This window comes from Aedoeadaptatus ivorii (assembly GCF_900638585.1).
Classification (GTDB): domain Bacteria; phylum Bacillota; class Clostridia; order Tissierellales; family Peptoniphilaceae; genus Aedoeadaptatus; species Aedoeadaptatus ivorii.
Genome location: NZ_LR134523.1, coordinates 134749 through 150919 on the forward strand (window position 1 = coordinate 134749; position 16171 = coordinate 150919).

General features: G+C 54.5%; 16 protein-coding genes and 2 rRNA genes. All 18 read left to right on the top strand.

Annotated features, from left to right (window positions below; genetic code table 11):
• The first annotated feature begins 171 nt into the window (after positions 1-171).
• A 23S ribosomal RNA gene (locus EL294_RS00680) occupies positions 172-3020 on the top strand.
• Positions 3021-3051: 31 nt separating this feature from the next.
• A 5S ribosomal RNA gene (gene rrf / locus EL294_RS00685) occupies positions 3052-3168 on the top strand.
• 45 nt (positions 3169-3213) lie between these two features.
• A complete protein-coding gene (locus tag EL294_RS00690; RefSeq protein ID WP_126464619.1) occupies positions 3214-3594 on the top strand; it encodes a hypothetical protein in 381 nt (126 codons plus the stop codon).
• Positions 3591-4973 (top strand): hypothetical protein, encoded by a 1383-nt coding sequence (locus EL294_RS00695; protein WP_126464620.1) that lies wholly within the window; start codon positions 3591-3593, stop codon positions 4971-4973. The genes EL294_RS00690 and EL294_RS00695 overlap by 4 nt, the downstream gene beginning before the upstream one ends.
• Before the next feature lies 1 nt (position 4974).
• Positions 4975-6747: a DUF7601 domain-containing protein gene (locus EL294_RS00700; RefSeq protein WP_269471186.1), complete on the top strand. Its 1773-nt coding sequence runs from the start codon at positions 4975-4977 to the stop codon at positions 6745-6747.
• Positions 6748-7014: 267 nt separating this feature from the next.
• On the top strand, positions 7015-7434 hold the full coding sequence (locus tag EL294_RS00705) for a flavodoxin (RefSeq protein WP_126464622.1): 420 nt from the start codon (positions 7015-7017) through the stop codon (positions 7432-7434).
• On the top strand, positions 7394-8005 hold the full coding sequence (locus EL294_RS00710) for a DUF3793 family protein (protein WP_126464623.1): 612 nt from the start codon (positions 7394-7396) through the stop codon (positions 8003-8005). The genes EL294_RS00705 and EL294_RS00710 overlap by 41 nt, the downstream gene beginning before the upstream one ends.
• A 178-nt stretch (positions 8006-8183) precedes the next feature.
• Positions 8184-8567, top strand: coding sequence for a GntR family transcriptional regulator (locus tag EL294_RS00715; protein WP_126464624.1), 384 nt, complete (start codon positions 8184-8186; stop codon positions 8565-8567).
• Positions 8548-9243 (top strand): ABC transporter ATP-binding protein, encoded by a 696-nt coding sequence (locus EL294_RS00720; protein ID WP_126464625.1) that lies wholly within the window; start codon positions 8548-8550, stop codon positions 9241-9243. Before EL294_RS00715 ends, EL294_RS00720 begins: the two co-directional genes overlap by 20 nt.
• Entirely contained in the window at positions 9233-10000 is a 768-nt protein-coding gene (locus tag EL294_RS00725; protein ID WP_126464626.1) for a hypothetical protein, read from the top strand. The genes EL294_RS00720 and EL294_RS00725 overlap by 11 nt, the downstream gene beginning before the upstream one ends.
• A gap of 1135 nt (positions 10001-11135) precedes the next feature.
• A complete protein-coding gene (locus EL294_RS00730) occupies positions 11136-11336 on the top strand; it encodes an AtpZ/AtpI family protein (RefSeq protein WP_126464627.1) in 201 nt (66 codons plus the stop codon).
• Positions 11333-11719 (top strand): ATP synthase subunit I, encoded by a 387-nt coding sequence (locus EL294_RS00735; protein WP_126464628.1) that lies wholly within the window; start codon positions 11333-11335, stop codon positions 11717-11719. Before EL294_RS00730 ends, EL294_RS00735 begins: the two co-directional genes overlap by 4 nt.
• Complete coding sequence (atpB, locus tag EL294_RS00740) at positions 11716-12453, top strand: F0F1 ATP synthase subunit A (RefSeq protein WP_232006482.1); 738 nt, start codon at positions 11716-11718, stop codon at positions 12451-12453. The genes EL294_RS00735 and atpB overlap by 4 nt, the downstream gene beginning before the upstream one ends.
• Positions 12454-12474: 21 nt before the next feature.
• Positions 12475-12738: an ATP synthase F0 subunit C gene (atpE, locus tag EL294_RS00745; RefSeq protein ID WP_126464629.1), complete on the top strand. Its 264-nt coding sequence runs from the start codon at positions 12475-12477 to the stop codon at positions 12736-12738.
• Positions 12739-12770: 32 nt separating this feature from the next.
• Positions 12771-13274, top strand: a complete 504-nt coding sequence (atpF, locus tag EL294_RS00750; RefSeq protein WP_126464630.1) for a F0F1 ATP synthase subunit B — start codon at positions 12771-12773, stop codon at positions 13272-13274.
• A complete protein-coding gene (gene atpH, locus EL294_RS00755; RefSeq protein ID WP_126464631.1) occupies positions 13264-13788 on the top strand; it encodes an ATP synthase F1 subunit delta in 525 nt (174 codons plus the stop codon). Before atpF ends, atpH begins: the two co-directional genes overlap by 11 nt.
• Before the next feature lie 11 nt (positions 13789-13799).
• Positions 13800-15299 carry a F0F1 ATP synthase subunit alpha gene (gene atpA, locus EL294_RS00760; protein ID WP_126464632.1) on the top strand — a complete coding sequence of 500 codons (1500 nt, stop codon included), beginning with the start codon at positions 13800-13802 and terminating at the stop codon, positions 15297-15299.
• Between the two features lie 8 nt (positions 15300-15307).
• Positions 15308-16162, top strand: coding sequence for an ATP synthase F1 subunit gamma (atpG, locus tag EL294_RS00765; RefSeq protein WP_126464633.1), 855 nt, complete (start codon positions 15308-15310; stop codon positions 16160-16162).
• Positions 16163-16171: the final 9 nt, after the last annotated feature.

A 16171-nucleotide genomic window follows, 5' to 3' on the forward strand; every position in this document is an offset into this window, starting at 1 on the left:
TACCTTTAATTGTGAATCCGCAAGACGCCTTGCGTCCGTGCAAATCGGACGGGATTCGTAATATTGAACCTTGACAATCACATACACAATCAACGAGAACATCGTAAGAATCAAATCTTCAAATTTTTTAAGATTACAATTTCAACGATTGGATCAAAACAGATCAATTTAGGTCAAGTTAGAAAGAGCATCCGGTGGATGCCTTGGCACCAAGAGCCGATGAAGGACGCGATAAGCTGCGAAAAGCTGTGGGGAGTGGCAAATACACTTTGATCCACAGATTTCCGAATGGGGAAACCCCCTTTGATAGCCTCAAAGGATCCTAAGGTCAATTCATAGCCTTAGGAGGGAATACCGGGGGAACTGAAACATCTAAGTACCCCGAGGAAAAGAAAGAAACCTCGATACCCTAAGTAGCGGCGAGCGAACGGGGTAGAGCCCGAATTGAGATACGGAAGTGACGACGAGTAGAATCGCCTGGGAAGGCGAACCGTAGGGGGTAACAGTCCCGTATACGAAGAAGTCACAACCACTCTAAACGAGTACCACAGGGCACGTGAAACCCGGTGGGAATACAGGGGGACCACCCCCTAAGGCTAAATACTCCTTGGTGACCGATAGCGCATAAGTACCGTGAGGGAAAGGTGAAAAGAACCCCGGGAGGGGAGTGAAATAGAATCTGAAACCGGATGTTTACAAGCAGCGAAAGTGGCTTCGGCCACGATCGTGTACTTTTTGTAGAACGGGCCAGCGAGTTATGTTCTACGGCAAGGTTAAGGTGTGCTGCACCGTAGCCGTAGCGAAAGCGAGTCTGAACAGGGCGAAGAGTCGTAGGGCATAGACCCGAAACCGTGTGATCTATCCATGGGCAGAGTGAAGTTGCCGTAAAAGGCAATGGAGGCTCGAACCGGGTAGCGTTTAAAAGCTATCGGATGACCTGTGGATAGGGGTGAAAAGCCAAACGAACGCGGAGATAGCTGGTTCTCCTCGAAATAGCTTTAGGGCTAGCCTGGAAGGGAGTGTCTCGGGGGTAGAGCACTGAATGGTCAAGGGACTTTACCAAGTTACCGCGACCTATCAAACTCCGAATACCGAAGACATATCCTCCGGAGTCAGACTATGTGGGATGAGCTTCATAGTCGAAAGGGAAACAACCCAGACCACCGTCTAAGGTCCCAAAATTCGTGTTAAGTGGAAAAGGATGTGGAGTTACTGAGACAACTAGGATGTTGGCTTAGAAGCAGCCATACATTGAAAGAGTGCGTAATAGCTCACTAGTCAAGTGACCCTGCGCCGAAAATAACCGGGGCTAAACACGATACCGAAGCCGTGGAATCAAAGGATTGGTAGAGGAGCATTGTGTGCGCTGTGAAGCAAAAGCTGTAAGGCATTGTGGAGTGCACAGAAGAGAGAATGCTGGCATGAGTAGCGAGAGGGGAGTGAGAATCTCCCCCGTCGAAAACCTAAGGTTTCCTGAGGAAGGCTCGTCCACTCAGGGTAAGTCGGGACCTAAGGCGAGGCCGAAAGGCGTAGTCGATGGACAACAGGTGGAAATTCCTGTACCGGCGATCGCAATGAAGAAGTGGGGACGCAGAAGGATACGCGTAGCGCCCAGTTGGTGTGGCGTGCAAGCACAAAGGATGGAAAGTAGGCAAATCCGCTTTCCCGAGTCTGAAGTGTGATGCGGATCGAAAATAAGTAGAGAAGGAGCCGACTCCAAGCTGCCGAGAAAAGCCACTATTCGCGTAAGCCGCCCGTACCGTAAACCGACACAGGTAGGTGAGGAGAGAATCCTAAGACGAGCGGAAGAACCTTTGTTAAGGAACTCGGCAAAATGACCCCGTAACTTCGGGAGAAGGGGAGCCATGGCAACATGGCCGCAGTGAAAAGGCCCAAGCGACTGTTTACCAAAAACACAAGTCTCTGCGAAGTCGAAAGACGAAGTATAGGGGCTGACACCTGCCCGGTGCCGGAAGGTTAAGGGAACAAGTTAGCGCAAGCGAAGCTTAGAACTGAAGCCCCGGTAAACGGCGGCCGTAACTATAACGGTCCTAAGGTAGCGAAATTCCTTGTCGGGTAAGTTCCGACCCGCACGAAAGGTGTAACGATTTGGGCACTGTCTCAACAAAGGATCCGGTGAAATTGTAGTAGCGGTAAAGATGCCGCTTACCCACGACAGGACGGAAAGACCCCATGGAGCTTTACTGCAGGCTGATATTGGATTTTGGAATGAACTGTACAGGATAGGTGGGAGACTATGAGCGGAGCACGCCAGTGTTTCGGGAGTCGCCCTTGGGATACCACTCTATTCATTCTAGAATTCTAACCTACTTCCGTGAATCCGGAAGAGGGACACTGCCAGTCGGGCAGTTTGACTGGGGCGGTCGCCTCCCAAAGAGTAACGGAGGCGTTCAAAGGTTTCCTCAGCACGGTCGGAAATCGTGCGTAGAGTGCAAAGGCAAAAGGAAGCTTAACTGCGAGAGCGACAACTCGAGCAGATGCGAAAGCAGGACTTAGTGATCCGGTGGTACCGCGTGGAAGGGCCATCGCTCAACGGATAAAAGCTACCCTGGGGATAACAGGCTTATCTCCCCCAAGAGTCCACATCGACGGGGAGGTTTGGCACCTCGATGTCGGCTCGTCTCATCCTGGGGCTGAAGCATGTCCCAAGGGTTGGGCTGTTCGCCCATTAAAGAGGCACGCGAGCTGGGTTCAGAACGTCGTGAGACAGTTCGGTCCCTATCCGTCGTGGGCGTAGGAAATTTGAGAGGATCTGTCCTTAGTACGAGAGGACCGGGATGGACAAACCGCTGGTGCATCAGTTGTCATGCCAATGGCACGGCTGAGTAGCTAAGTTTGGACGGGATAAGCGCTGAAAGCATCTAAGCACGAAGCCCACCTCGAGATGAGATTTCCCTCAATGATAAGACCCCTTGTAGCCTACGAGGTTGATAGGTCTCAGGTGTAAGTACAGCAATGTATGTAGCTAAGAGATACTAATCGGTCGAAGACTTGACCAAGCGTAGTTGATTGTGTAGTGATTGTGGGTTGTCCGGTGACAATAGCAAGAGGGACACACCTGTTTCCATACCGAACACAGAAGTTAAGCCTCCTAACGCCGATGGTACTTGGTTGGTAACGACCCGGGAGAGTAGGAAATTGCCGGTCATACAAAGAACACACGCTGATCCTGAAGGACGGCGTGTGTTTTTTTTGCGTACATACGATAGAAAAAATCGATATAAAACAAAAACAGAGGGAAAAATGCGTAAACGGTTCTATGCGCTCTGCCTGATGGCGGCGCTACTGTCGTTTCTGACCGGCCACGCGTCGGCGGAATCGGAAACGGCGGCGCCTGCGGCAGAAAGCGCGGCGGACACAGCGCGTGATCCCGTAGATGGACCCGCGGCCGACTCCGAAGCGGTGGCCGACGTGCTCGAAGCGGGCACCGAACTCGACGCCGAGGCGCTCGCCCGCGCTCCCAAAGCGCTGGGGCCGCCGCGCAAGCGGAAGAAGCGGATGCGGTCGTCGAGGTCCACAGCTTCGACGAGCTCAAAGCGGAGATTCAAAATGCCGGTTCGAAGAAGACCGTGATCAAGGTTATGGAGAGCTTCGAATTGACCGAGAAGCTGACCATCGCAAAGGATCAGAACATATTGCTTACGGCGGACAACGAACAGACCGCCGAGGAACTCTGGAAGCCCATCGAACAGCCGGCGGATTCGAATGATGCCGGTGAAGAAAAACAGAGAGAAAGCATTGATGCGGGCAGAAACCGCGGCGAAGAGGCTTTAGAAAAAGCCGATACGCCCCTGCCTTCCGAAGAAGAAGGCGCGATTATTCTAAAGCGCGCAAAAGAGTTTGTGGAAGATACTTTATTTGCAATCTTTGGTACGTTGACATGGGGCGACGAAGATAGCGCCATCCATATCGACGGAATCGAAGAAGTAGAGACGGAATTCGACGATCGCGGCGCTATTGCCACGGTAGAAAACGGCGGCAGCTTGACCCTAAAGAACGGCACGGTGATGCACGCCAATAACAAACACGGCTACACCGCGCCGATCAAGGTAAAGAAGGGCGGTACCTTCACGATGGAAGGCGGCCGCATCTCCCATAACAAATCCTATGAGCGGATCGATCCCGACTACAATCGTCCCACTTCGTCGGGCGCGGTCTATGTAGACCCCGGCAGCACCTTCCATATGACCGGCGGCATGATCGACAACAACGACGGCGGCATGAGCGGCGGCGTGTTTGCCGGCAGCCTGTTCGGCAGCACAGGCGATCCCGCCCGGGTGATCATCGACGGCGGCATCATCGCAAACAACAGATCGAATACGCGGTACCAGTCCGGCGGGGGGATTACGATCTACCCCAAGGCGGAGCTGCATATGAACGACGGCATTGTAGCGGGCAACAAATCCGGTTCCGGCGGCGGGATCGCCGTGTCGGATCAGTTTCTCAGTGAATTTTCGAACATTATAAATCGCGAATACGCCAATACACCGGCAGATTACGAAAAACATTTGGAAGAAAATAAATCCGAGGCCTTTATCGACGGCGGACTGATCTACAAAAACAAAGCATCCGCCGTCGGCGGCTTGGTCTATGTGGACACGAATTTCGTCCACTTCGGCAAGACCATGATTTTGGATAACAAATCCGGGAACTTCGGCGGCGGGGTCTATATCTCCTTTCCGCCTCGCATTCAGACCCTCGAGAATTTGTTGATTACGGAAAACACGGCGATTGCCACCTGGATCGATTCCTTCGGCGGCGACGGCGGCGGATTGTGGAACTGCCCCACGGGCTATGTCCACATCGGCGACAAGCACACCGTCTACGTCTTCGACAACGAGGCCAAAGGGAGGGGTAAGGACATCGGCTTTTTCGAAAAGACGAAGTACTTCCTCTTAAACAAAGAAAATATTCAAGACAAATTCTACTCCCACATTCTACGCATTCGGTGAACTGAACGTAGAAAAGAGTTGGAAGGTGCCGGAAGCGCAACTGCCGAAGAGCGTAACCCTATACCTCCGCCTGGACGGCGAGCGGATCGTCGACGGCTACGACGAAGCTGGCAAACCCATCTACCGCACCCTGACCTTGACGAAAGAGGACGGTTGGAAGGGCAGCTTCGACAAGCTGGACCCCGGTGCCCTGGCGAAGGGCCGCTACACGCTGGAAGAAGATTCCGACGTATTTGCGCCGAAGTTTACGCCCAAGGACGACACCTACGACATTCGCATCGAGTATGCGGACAATTACAAACCGGAAGCAGATCTGACCGACGACGGATTGATCCGCCTGCTCCCCACCAAGGATCACTTTAAAGATTTTGCCGGCAATATTACTTTGAACCTGCACAAGGACGGCAAGGTCATCGACTCGCAAGTATTTACTTGGAATAAAATTCCCCATCCGGTTTTGGATGGAGAATTCCTCACGGAGTTAGACAAAGAAGTCGTCTTCAAGTCCCTGTCTCTCCCCAGCTATGGCACGGGGATTCGCGTACGAAGCTATGACCTCGTAACCAACGAACCAGGGTTTACGACCTACGACTTCTATCTCAAGCAAGGGGAAGACGGGTTCTACACCCTCTACCTGCCGCGGCTTGTGATCGACGGCGTGCCCTACGAGTTGTTTAATGTCACCAAGATGGAACCGAATAAGTACGGCTCGTATGGTAAGGAAAGTATAATCTTGCCCGGTGATACCGAAAATACGGGCATGGCGACAGAAAACCACAAGGGACCCGGCCATGAAATCGAGATTTCGAAGCGCTGGAAAGGCGAGGGCAATGCCCCCGATTCGATTACCGTTGTGGTCGTCTCCGAAAACGGCGACACGCGCGAGGTCGTCCTCAATGCAGACGGCGATTGGCAAGACCGCATCGCCGACTTGGAGGGAACCTTCCGCAAGCACGGCTACATCATTCGAGAAGCAAAGGTACCGGGCTACACCGGCACCGTAGATACGAATAAGAACTTGCGGATCGTCGATAAGGACGGCAAAGACGTAGAAATCATAAAGGAAGAGGACGGATCCTATCTCATCCGCTATCCCGAAGGGATGAAGGTGACCGAGATCCTGGACGTCATCCTCACCAATACCGCCACGCCGCCGGATACGTCGGACAATCCGCCGGAGGAACCGAACTACGGCGAGCTCATTGTCTCGAAGACGGTGATCGGCGAAGAAAGCGGCAAGGACTTCCGTTTCCGCGTTGTCCTACAAGACGCGAACGGTGCAGAGCTTAAGGATGTCTTCGATTACTTGAAAGAGCGGATCGACGGCGAAACCCTGCGCGGCTCGATTCAGAGCGGTGAGATCTTTACGCTGAAAGGCGGAGAGACCTTCCGCATCTTAAAACTCTCCTACGGCACGAGCTATATCGTAGAGGAATTGGACAAAGCAGGCTATACCGTGACCGAAAGATATACCCAAGGTGTGATCGGAGCGGCAGAGATCCGGGTAGAATTTACAAACCATAAGATCCCGCAAGAACCGCCGGTAACGCCTCCGGAAGTACCGGAAGAACCGCCGGTAACACCGCCGGAAGTACCGGAAGAACCGCCGGTAACGCCGCCGGATACACCCAAGGTGCCGCCCTTTGATAAGATTACCAAAAATCCCAAGGGCAAAGCGCCGCAGACCGGCATCGACGGCATCGGAATGTACCAGGCCGCCATGCTGTTGGCCATGGGCGGATTGGCCTATATGGAAAGTAAGAAAAGACGATAACACAAATTGTATGAGGCATCCCTACGGGGATGTCTTTTTATGTGGTGAATGTATGAACCCTCGCAAGCTAAAGGCGAGAGGAACTCCGGTCGAATAAAGGAAAATTAATATCAAAAACCCCTTGCAATTTCTCCAAGAGGTCTATATAATGAAGTTGTAAACGATATGAATTATCAACTCGACGGTACATATTCGATAAGTCGTGTCGTTTACACCAAAACAGACGGTTGTTTTACGGTACCGTCGAGGGAATAGAAAGGAGGAACTATGATTCCTGTGGTGTACTGGTCCGGAACGGGCAATACGGAAGCCATGGCTAAGGCGGTGGCGGAAGGAATTGCCAATGCCGGCGGCGAAGCGGAGCTGATCGAGGTTGCAGATGCGACCGCGGATACGGTTCGCGCGGCGGAAAAGATCGCCTTCGGATGCCCCGCCATGGGCGCAGAGGAACTGGAAGAATCCTATATGCGGCCCTTTATGGACGAGGTAAATTCCGATCTCAAAGGCAAACACGTCCTCCTCTTCGGCTCCTATGAGTGGGCCGACGGAGAGTGGATGGAGCGTTGGGAGGACGAGGTCCGCGGATTGGGCGTCGCCTCGGTAGACGTCTTGATCGTAAAGGGCACGCCGACGGAAGAGGACGCGAATGACTGTATGGCAAGCGGCGGCGCGCTTTGTAAAGCGTAAGCTCAAAGAAAATACCCTCACTTATCTGGAAAACTGCAGAGATTGCGGTGACGGGGAATATCTCCTCGCCCTCCTAAAACTTTACACGGCGCCCACCGTATTTGCGGCAAAGACCGGCACGCTGGTCAATCTGAACGCGGGCGGGCGCGATCTGTATCGCTGTTGGCGTTGTAACGATTCGCTCCGAAAGGCAATACCCCTTGCGTATCTGGAGCTTGAAAACGAAAAGGGAACGCCACTCTTGTACTTTTACCATCCGAAGCGCCTGAAACGGCGCCTTGCGCGGCGGGATTGCCGGGCATTTTTAGAGAATCGCGGCTATGTATATACGAGCGCTGCGGAGGCACTCCGCGAGTTGCGTGCGCGGTTTCGGACGGGATGCCCCGACGAGATCGGCATATTTCTCGGCTATCCCCCGGCGGATGTGCAGGCTTTCAGTGAAAAGCGCGAGCATCGCTATGTCGACTATTGGAAGTGCTACGAGCATATTTTCCGATCGAAAGTCCTATTTTTTCTGTACGATGTTTCCAAACACTTTGTCATTCAAAGAACGATATACCTTCCCGAATAGAACGATCAATCCTAGATGAAAACTACTTTTCCTAAACCATACAAAGGCGGACTCGAGAGAGTCCGTTTTTTGTTTGCGCCGATTTAGAAATATTTTGAAAAAAGAGTTGACACTGTATTAAGACGATAGTACAATATGATTGTATTAAGGAAGTGATACAGATTGGAGAGGAGGTCCCATGGACTTTGACGCAAGTCGGCCGATCTATCTGCAACTCTACGAGGTATTTCGTCGCCATATCGCGGCGGGGGAATGGCCCGGGGGCGAGAAGATCGAATCGGTGCGGAATTTGGCGAAGGCGTATCGGGTCAATCCCAATACGGTACAGCGGGCATTGGCGGAATTGGAAAGGGAGGATTTGATCGTGACGGATCGCACCAGAGGAAAATATGTAACCGAAGACGAGAATTTGATCGCGCTCTTGGGGCGGGACGCGTTTGTAGAAGCGTGTAGGGAGCTTCGGCGCATCGCCGACGACCTGTCGATGAGCAAGGAAGTGGCATTGAAACTGCTGTCGGAACAGTGGGAGAGAGGAGGAGACGATGGAAGCCGTACGCATTAACGAACTCTCGATGGGATACCGCGATACGCTCGTGCTCGACGATTTGGAGCTCGCGATACCCGCCGGCAGTATGGTGGGGCTTTTGGGGCCCAACGGCGCCGGCAAGACGACCTTGTTAAAGATCCTTGCGGGCCTGGAGATGGCCTACCAAGGCGAAGTTAAGATCTGCGGCAGCGTCCCGGGGCCTACGAGCAAGGCGAAGGTCAGCTACCAGCCCGACCATTTGCCCCTCGCCAAGGATATGCGGGTGAAGGAGACGACGGCGCTTTACGAGACGTTTTTCGAGGACTTCGACACAAAGCGGGCCAATTTTATGATCCGGCGTTTGGGTCTCGATCGGGAGAGCCGGATTCGGGAGATGAGCAAGGGCATGCGAGATAAACTGCAGATCGCGCTCACCCTTTCCCGCCGGGCGGAGGTCTATCTCTTGGACGAGCCCATCGGCGGGGTGGATCCTGCGGCGAGAAGCGGCGTGATCGACGCCATACTCGACGGCTTCGACGACGGCGCGACGCTGATCATCTCCACCCATATGGTGGCGGACATCGAACCGTTGATCGATCGGGCGGTGTTCCTCGGCGGCGGAAAGGCGTTGCTCAACGAGAACGTGGAAACGCTACGGGCGGTACACGGCAAGGGATTGGAAGAGATTTTTCGGGAGGTGTATGATGCGTAAGCTGCTGGGATACTTTTTTAAGCGGGATCAAGTGGTGCTCTTGTCGGCATTCGGCATTTCTCTCTTGGCGTGTCTGATCAGCCGGGCAAATGCCGCACCGGAGGTGACGCTCTTTGCGGCGATGGCCATCTATGTCGCTGCGGTCGCGGGCGGGATTGTCGTATTGGCGCGCGACTACCGGGCGTTCTGCGGCGATCGTTCCCCGTTTTTTGCCGCCCTTCCCCTTACGGGGCGGCAGGTCGTCGGCGCGCGGTTTGCCTATCTCGGTCTCCTTTTGCTCCTAATGAGCCTGATCGGGGCCTTTATGGGTGCGCGCCTGTTGGTATTGTTCTCTGCGGCGATCGGCGGCCAGTTAAATTTCGTCATCGAACAACTGAAAGTCATGTATTCGCAGCCGAGCGGCATCGCTCTCATCGGCAGCCTGTTTTTGCTTAATCTGGGCACGCAGGTCGCACTGTGGTTGTTTGCGGTTTCGGTGGGGAGCGAACGCACCCTTCGGCGCTTTAGCTTCGGCGGGCCGGTCCTCGTGTATATCCTCACCGCCCTCGGAATCGGTGCCATAGACACCCTTTTGGGGGCGCTCTTTCCCTTCGGCTTTGTCTTTGAATGGGGACGCGGATTTTTCTTCGGCGCGATTCAGCCGGAACAGGAGCTGTTCGGACTACCGCTCACCATTTGGATCGTGTCGGCACTGTGTGTCGCCCTCGGCCTCTGGCGGAGCGCGTATAGCCACAATCAAAAACTTTCGGCGTATTGAGAAAGAAGGCGCGTACCGGTGTGTACGCGTCTTTTTTTTGGAGAAAGGGCGCGGGGTGTAGTGAGGTAGACTGCGCAGCCCACCCCCTTGTCATTCTGAGCGAGGAACTCCGTTCCGAGTCGAAGAATCTCTTTCCCTGTGAGGGGTTAGCGTAAAAGCCGGGGCCGAACCGCGCGATGAGGTTTTTGTCGTCAATGTGACCCGCAATAGCTCACTAGAGATCCGTTCGACTCCGCTGCGCTCCGCTCAGGATGACAGTGTAGGGGATTCGCAATAGCTTCTGCCGTACCGCACGATCCACCCTTGTCATTCTGAGCGAGGAATTTATTCCGAGTCGAAGAATCTCTTTCTCTGTAAGGGGTTAGCGTAAAGCCGGGGCCGTACCACACGATGAGGCTTTTATCGTCAATGTGACCCGCAATAGTTCACTAGAGATCCGTTCGACTCCGCTGCGCTCCGCTCAGGATGACAGTGTAGGGGATTCGCAATAGCTTCTGCCGTACCGCACGATCCACCCTTGTCATTCTGAGCGAGGAATTTATTCCGAGTCGAAGAATCTCTTTCGCTGTACGGGGTTCGCAGAGAAGCCGGGGCCGTACCACACGATGAGGCTTTTATCGTCAATGTGACCCGCAATAGTTCACTAGAGATCCGTTCGACTCCGCTGCGCTCCGCTCAGGATGACAATTTTTTTTCTCGCTAAACCACCCTTGTCATTCTGAGCGAGGAATTTATTCCGAGTCGAAGAATCTCTTTCGCTGTACGGGGTTCGCAGAGAAGCCGGGGCCGAACCGCACGATGAGGCTTTTATCGTCAATGTGACCCGCAATAGTTCACTAGAGATCCGTTCGACTCCGCTGCGCTCCGCTCAGGATGACAATTTTTTTCTCGCTAAACCACCCTTGTCATTCTGAGCGAGGAATTTATTCCGAGTCGAAGAATCTCTTTCTCTGTACGGGGTTCGCAGAGAAGCCCTGCCGTACCGCGCGGTGTTTTCTTATTCTCCGAACGGAATTTTGCCGCGGGTGATGAAAATTTTACACAGTCCTCGCCGCTTTAGGGGCAAAGGAATTGAATTGATCGCCGATTTCCGATAAAATATACAGACAGTCCAAAGAGATGGGAGGCAGTCCGCATGAAAAGATCCGCGTATGAAGCTCTGGGTCAGATTACCCAGGTGGGGCTCAATGTCTTGATCCCCATTTTGGGATGTATGCTCTTCGGGTCGTGGCTTGACAAAAAGCTCGCCGCCCGGGGCGTATTTCTGCTGATCTTTACCCTCGTCGGCGTCGCCGCGGGGATCGGCAATATCGTGCGGCTCGGCAAAAAACTATGAAGGACCGATTCAGTAATGGGTATATAGTAAAGACGGCGGGCATAATGCTTATCGTCAGCGGCATTATGTTTTTTCTTTTTGAGACGCCGGGCGCCTACATACTCGGTTGGGTCTTCGGTTGTCTCATCTCCATGGCGATGTTTAAGCAATTGTATTTCACCCTGATGCGAGCGGTGGAAAAATCGGAGCGGGGCGCGTCTCGCTATGCGGGCATCCACTACGCGCTGCGCTACGCGATCTATGCCGTCGTGCTCGTCGTGGCGGCAAAGGCGGAGTATCTCAGTTTAGCGACGACATTTTTCGGGCTATTGTCTGTCAAATACGTCATTCTCGCCGAAAACGGCATACGGTACCTCCGCGAAAGGAAAGGAGGGGGCATTTGAAACGTGGCATCCTGTTTCACGCAAACGGACAGGAGATATGGCTGCACGAATCGCTGTTTACTACATTCGTGATCGTCATTTTTTTGACGGTTTTGAGCATTTGGCTCGGCGCCAAGATCAAAAAAGCCGACTATCGAAAGAAGCCCGAGGGGATCTTACACATCACCGAGATCCTCGTCGAAGGGGTGCGCAATTTGACCGCGCAGGTTATGGGAGAACACAATCTGGGCTTTGCGCCCTATATGCTGAGTTTGGGTGCATTTCTCGTATGCGCCAATCTCTCGGGGTTGTTGGGCTTTGTCCCGCCCACCAGCGACTACAATGTGACGTTGGCACTGGCGCTGATCACCTTTGTGATGATCCACTTCTTCTCGGTAAAGACCAAGGGCCTCGGCGGGTATTTTAAGCAATTCGCAGAGCCCCTCGCGATTCTCACGCCGATCAATATCCTCGGCGAGTTGGCGAATCCGGTTTCGTTGAGCTTCCGTCTGTTCGGGAATATCCTGAGCGGTATGCTCATTATGAGCCTGGTCTATCAGGGACTTTCGAAGATCTCCCGCCTGTTGATTCCCCTGGTGGCATGGCCTTTGCACGGGTACTTCGACGTATTCAGCGGCCTGCTCCAGACGTTTATCTTCCTGATGTTGAGCATGACGTATATCAGCTCGAATATGGCAGATCCCGAAGAAATGGCAGAACGACGCGCGGCGAAACATTCCGCCGAAGTGAAATAAAAAATCAGATGGAGGAAAAGTATGCAAATCAGTAATGAAGCGTTCGTATTGGGTTGTTCGGCAATCGGCGCGGGCCTTGCGGTCATCGCGGGTATCGGCCCCGGGATCGGGCAAGGGTATGCGGCAGGACAAGCGGCAAGTGCCGTAGGCCGCCAGCCGGAAGCCAAGGGCGACATCGTACAGACCATGCTCTTGGGCCAAGCGGTCGCAGAGACCACGGGTATTTACGGATTGGTTATCGCCATTATTCTGTTATTCGTACAACCGCTGATGGGTGCCCTGTAATCCGCGAGGAATAGACGAAAGGAGTTGTCCCTATGGAAATTTTTGTCGTGCCGGATATTTGGAATGTTTTGGCACAATGGGGCGCCACCCTCATCCTGTTTCTCGTCATCCGTCACTTCGTCTACCGCCCCATGAGCGAGTTTCTCGCCAAGCGGCAGGAGGCCGTCACCTCGGATCTGCAGCAGGCGGAAGATCGGCGCCTGGAAGCGGAGCAGCTGAAGGCGCAATACGAGGAAAAGATCGACGATGCCAAGCGCGAAGGCGCCGAAATCGTCGAAGAATCCCGTAAGCGCGCAAAGTTAATGGAACAGCGCGCCGCCGAGGACGCCCGCGCCGAAGCCCGAGCGCTGATGGAACGCGCCAAGGGCGATATCGACCGGGAAAAGAAGAATGCCGAAAAAGAGGTGCGCACAGAGACCGCCGATCTCGCGGTTTTGATCGCACAAAAGCTCCTGAAGGAGAATATCGAGGTTTCCGACCAGGACCGCCTCGTCGACGGCATGATCGAAGAGCTGGAGAAGAACCATGTTCGATGATGTGGTAAAAAAATATTCCGAGGCCCTATACGACGTCGCCGAGACCGAAGGCGACGACATGCTCGAGGATTTGCGGATGGTGGGCGAAGCCTACGAAAACCGCGAGCTCCGCGGCGCTTTGTCGCATCCGGATCTGGGTGCGGAGGAAAAGCACGCGATCGTCGAGAATCTATTCCGCGGGCGCGTCTCGGATTTTGTGACGAACTTCCTGTTGATCTGCGTCGACAACCGCCGCAGCGATCTGGTGCCGTATATCGTAAAGGACTACGAGGACCTGTATTACGAGCGGCGGGGGATCGAGCGGATCACGGTGGTTACGCCCATCGAGCTGGAAGAAGAGAAGCTCCGAGCCATCGCCCGCGCCTATAAGGGCGACGATGCGGTTGAAGTGAGACAGCGCATCGACGAATCTTTGATCGGCGGGGTGCAGATCGAAACCGATACGGGCATCATCGACCGTTCGATTGCAAGGCAGTTGGAAGACATGGCGCGTGTGTTGCGCCATCATCCATAGAGAGGTGAGACGTGGAACTGCGATCCAAAGAGATCAGCTCCGTCATTCGGGAGCAGATCCGAAATTATAATGTAGATTTGGTCATGGAAAACGTGGGAACCGTCATCGAAGTCGGTGACGGCATCGCGCGTGTCTATGGCCTGGAGGAGGCGAAGGCCGGGGAGCTGATCGAGTTTCCCGGCGGCGTCTACGGCATGGTCCAAAACTTGGAGATCAACAACGTAGGGGTCGTCCTCCTCGGTGAAGGAAATATCAAAGAAGGCGATCGGGTCACCGCCACCGGAAAGGTCGTGCAGGTGCCCGTGGGAGAAGGCCTATTGGGCCGCGTGGTCAACGCCTTGGGCGAGCCCATCGACGGAAAGGGCGATTACGCCTATGAAAAGACCATGCCCATCGAAAAGATCGCACCGGGGGTTATCACCCGCCACTCCGTCGACGAGCCGCTGCAGACCGGCACCAAGGCGATCGACGCCTTGTTCCCCATCGGCCGCGGACAGCGGGAGCTGATTATCGGCGACCGGCAGACGGGAAAGACCGCCATCGCGATCGATGCGATCATCAACCAAAAGAACACCGACGTCATCTGTATCTATGTCGCCATCGGGCAAAAGACCTCTACGGTGGCGCAGATCGTCGACACCTTAGAAAAACACGACGCCATGGGACATACCATCGTCGTCGCGGCGACGGCGGCGGAATTGGCGCCGATCCAATATATCGCCCCCTATGCCGGGGTCACCATGGCGGAAGAATTTATGGCGCAGGGAAAAGACGTACTTATCGTATACGACGACCTTTCCAAGCACGCGGTGGCATACCGCACCATGAGTCTTCTTCTGCGTCGTCCGCCGGGACGCGAAGCCTATCCGGGCGACGTGTTCTACCTGCACTCCCGGCTCTTGGAGCGGGCGGCGAAGATGAGCGACGAATACGGCGGCGGCTCTATTACGGCGCTACCGATTATCGAAACCCAGGCGGGCGACATCTCCGCCTATATCCCCACCAATGTGATCTCGATCACCGACGGGCAGATCTTTTTGGAGACCGACCTGTTCTTCTCGGGGCAGCGTCCCGCGATCAACACCGGCCTTTCGGTATCCCGGGTCGGGGGCGCGGCGCAGACCGATGCGATCAAAAAGATCGCCGGCACGCTGAAGCTCGACTTGGCACAGTACCGCGACCTCGCCTCCTTCGCCCAGTTCGGGAGCGAATTGGACAAGGACACCCAGCGCACGCTGGCTTTGGGCGAGCGCACCATGCATATTTTGCGCCAAGACCAGTACCACCCCATGAAGCTCGAGCACCAGGTGCTGATCCTGTATGCGGCCACCAAGGGCTATCTGCTCGACGTGGAAGTGGAAGACATCTCGCGCTTTGAAGAGGAATATCTGCAATATGTCGACGAAGCGCATCCCGAGCTGATTCGCGAACTCGAAGAGAAAAAGGCGCTCACCCCCGAGATCGAGGAAGCCATCAAGACCAGCCTGAACGACTTTAAGAAGACGAAATAGGAGGGAATATGGCATCCGCAAGAGAAATCAAACGGCGCATTCGGGGGATCAACAGCATCTTACAGATCACCAAGGCGATGGAACTGGTTTCCACGGCGAAGCTCCGCAAGGCGCGCATCCGTTTGGAGGCGACGAGGCCGTATTTCGAGACCGTACTCGACGACATTCAAGAAATTTTGGGCCTGGTGGGAGACGCCCATCCGCTGGTGAAAAAGCGCGAAGAGAAGACGATTCTCTATATCGTCCTCACCTCCGATCGGGGTCTCGCCGGGGGCTACAATGCCAATGTGCAGCGCCTCGCCGAAGAGACTGCAAAGAAGCGCTCTGCGAAGGCGAAGCTCTTTGTCGTCGGCTCCAAGGCGAAGGAGTACTTCGCCCGCAGAAATTACGACATCCTCGAGTCCTATACGGGCATCAGCGACGCGCCGTCTTTTGAGCACGCAAAGAACCTGGCGACCACCGCCCTGGACCTCTACCGAGACGGCACGGTGGATGCAATCGATCTGGTCTACACCCGATTCGAGTCCACGCTCAAGTACACCCCCAAGGTAGAGCGCCTGCTCCCCTCCGAAGAATTGAAGGCGAAGGCAGACAAAAAGGCGTCGACCCTGGTGGAATTCGAGCCGTCTCCCGAGGCGGTGCTGGACTACCTGATCCCCATGTACGTGGAATCCTGCATTTACGGTGCCTTGATCGAGGCGGCGGCATCGGAACAGGGCGCGCGGCGCCTTTCCATGGAAAATGCCACGGACAATGCGAACGAAATGATCGAGGAATTGGAAACCAACTTTAACCGCGCTCGGCAGGCGGCGATTACCAACGAAATCACCGAAATCGTCTCCTCCGCCGACGCCGTACAATAGGAAGAGGGA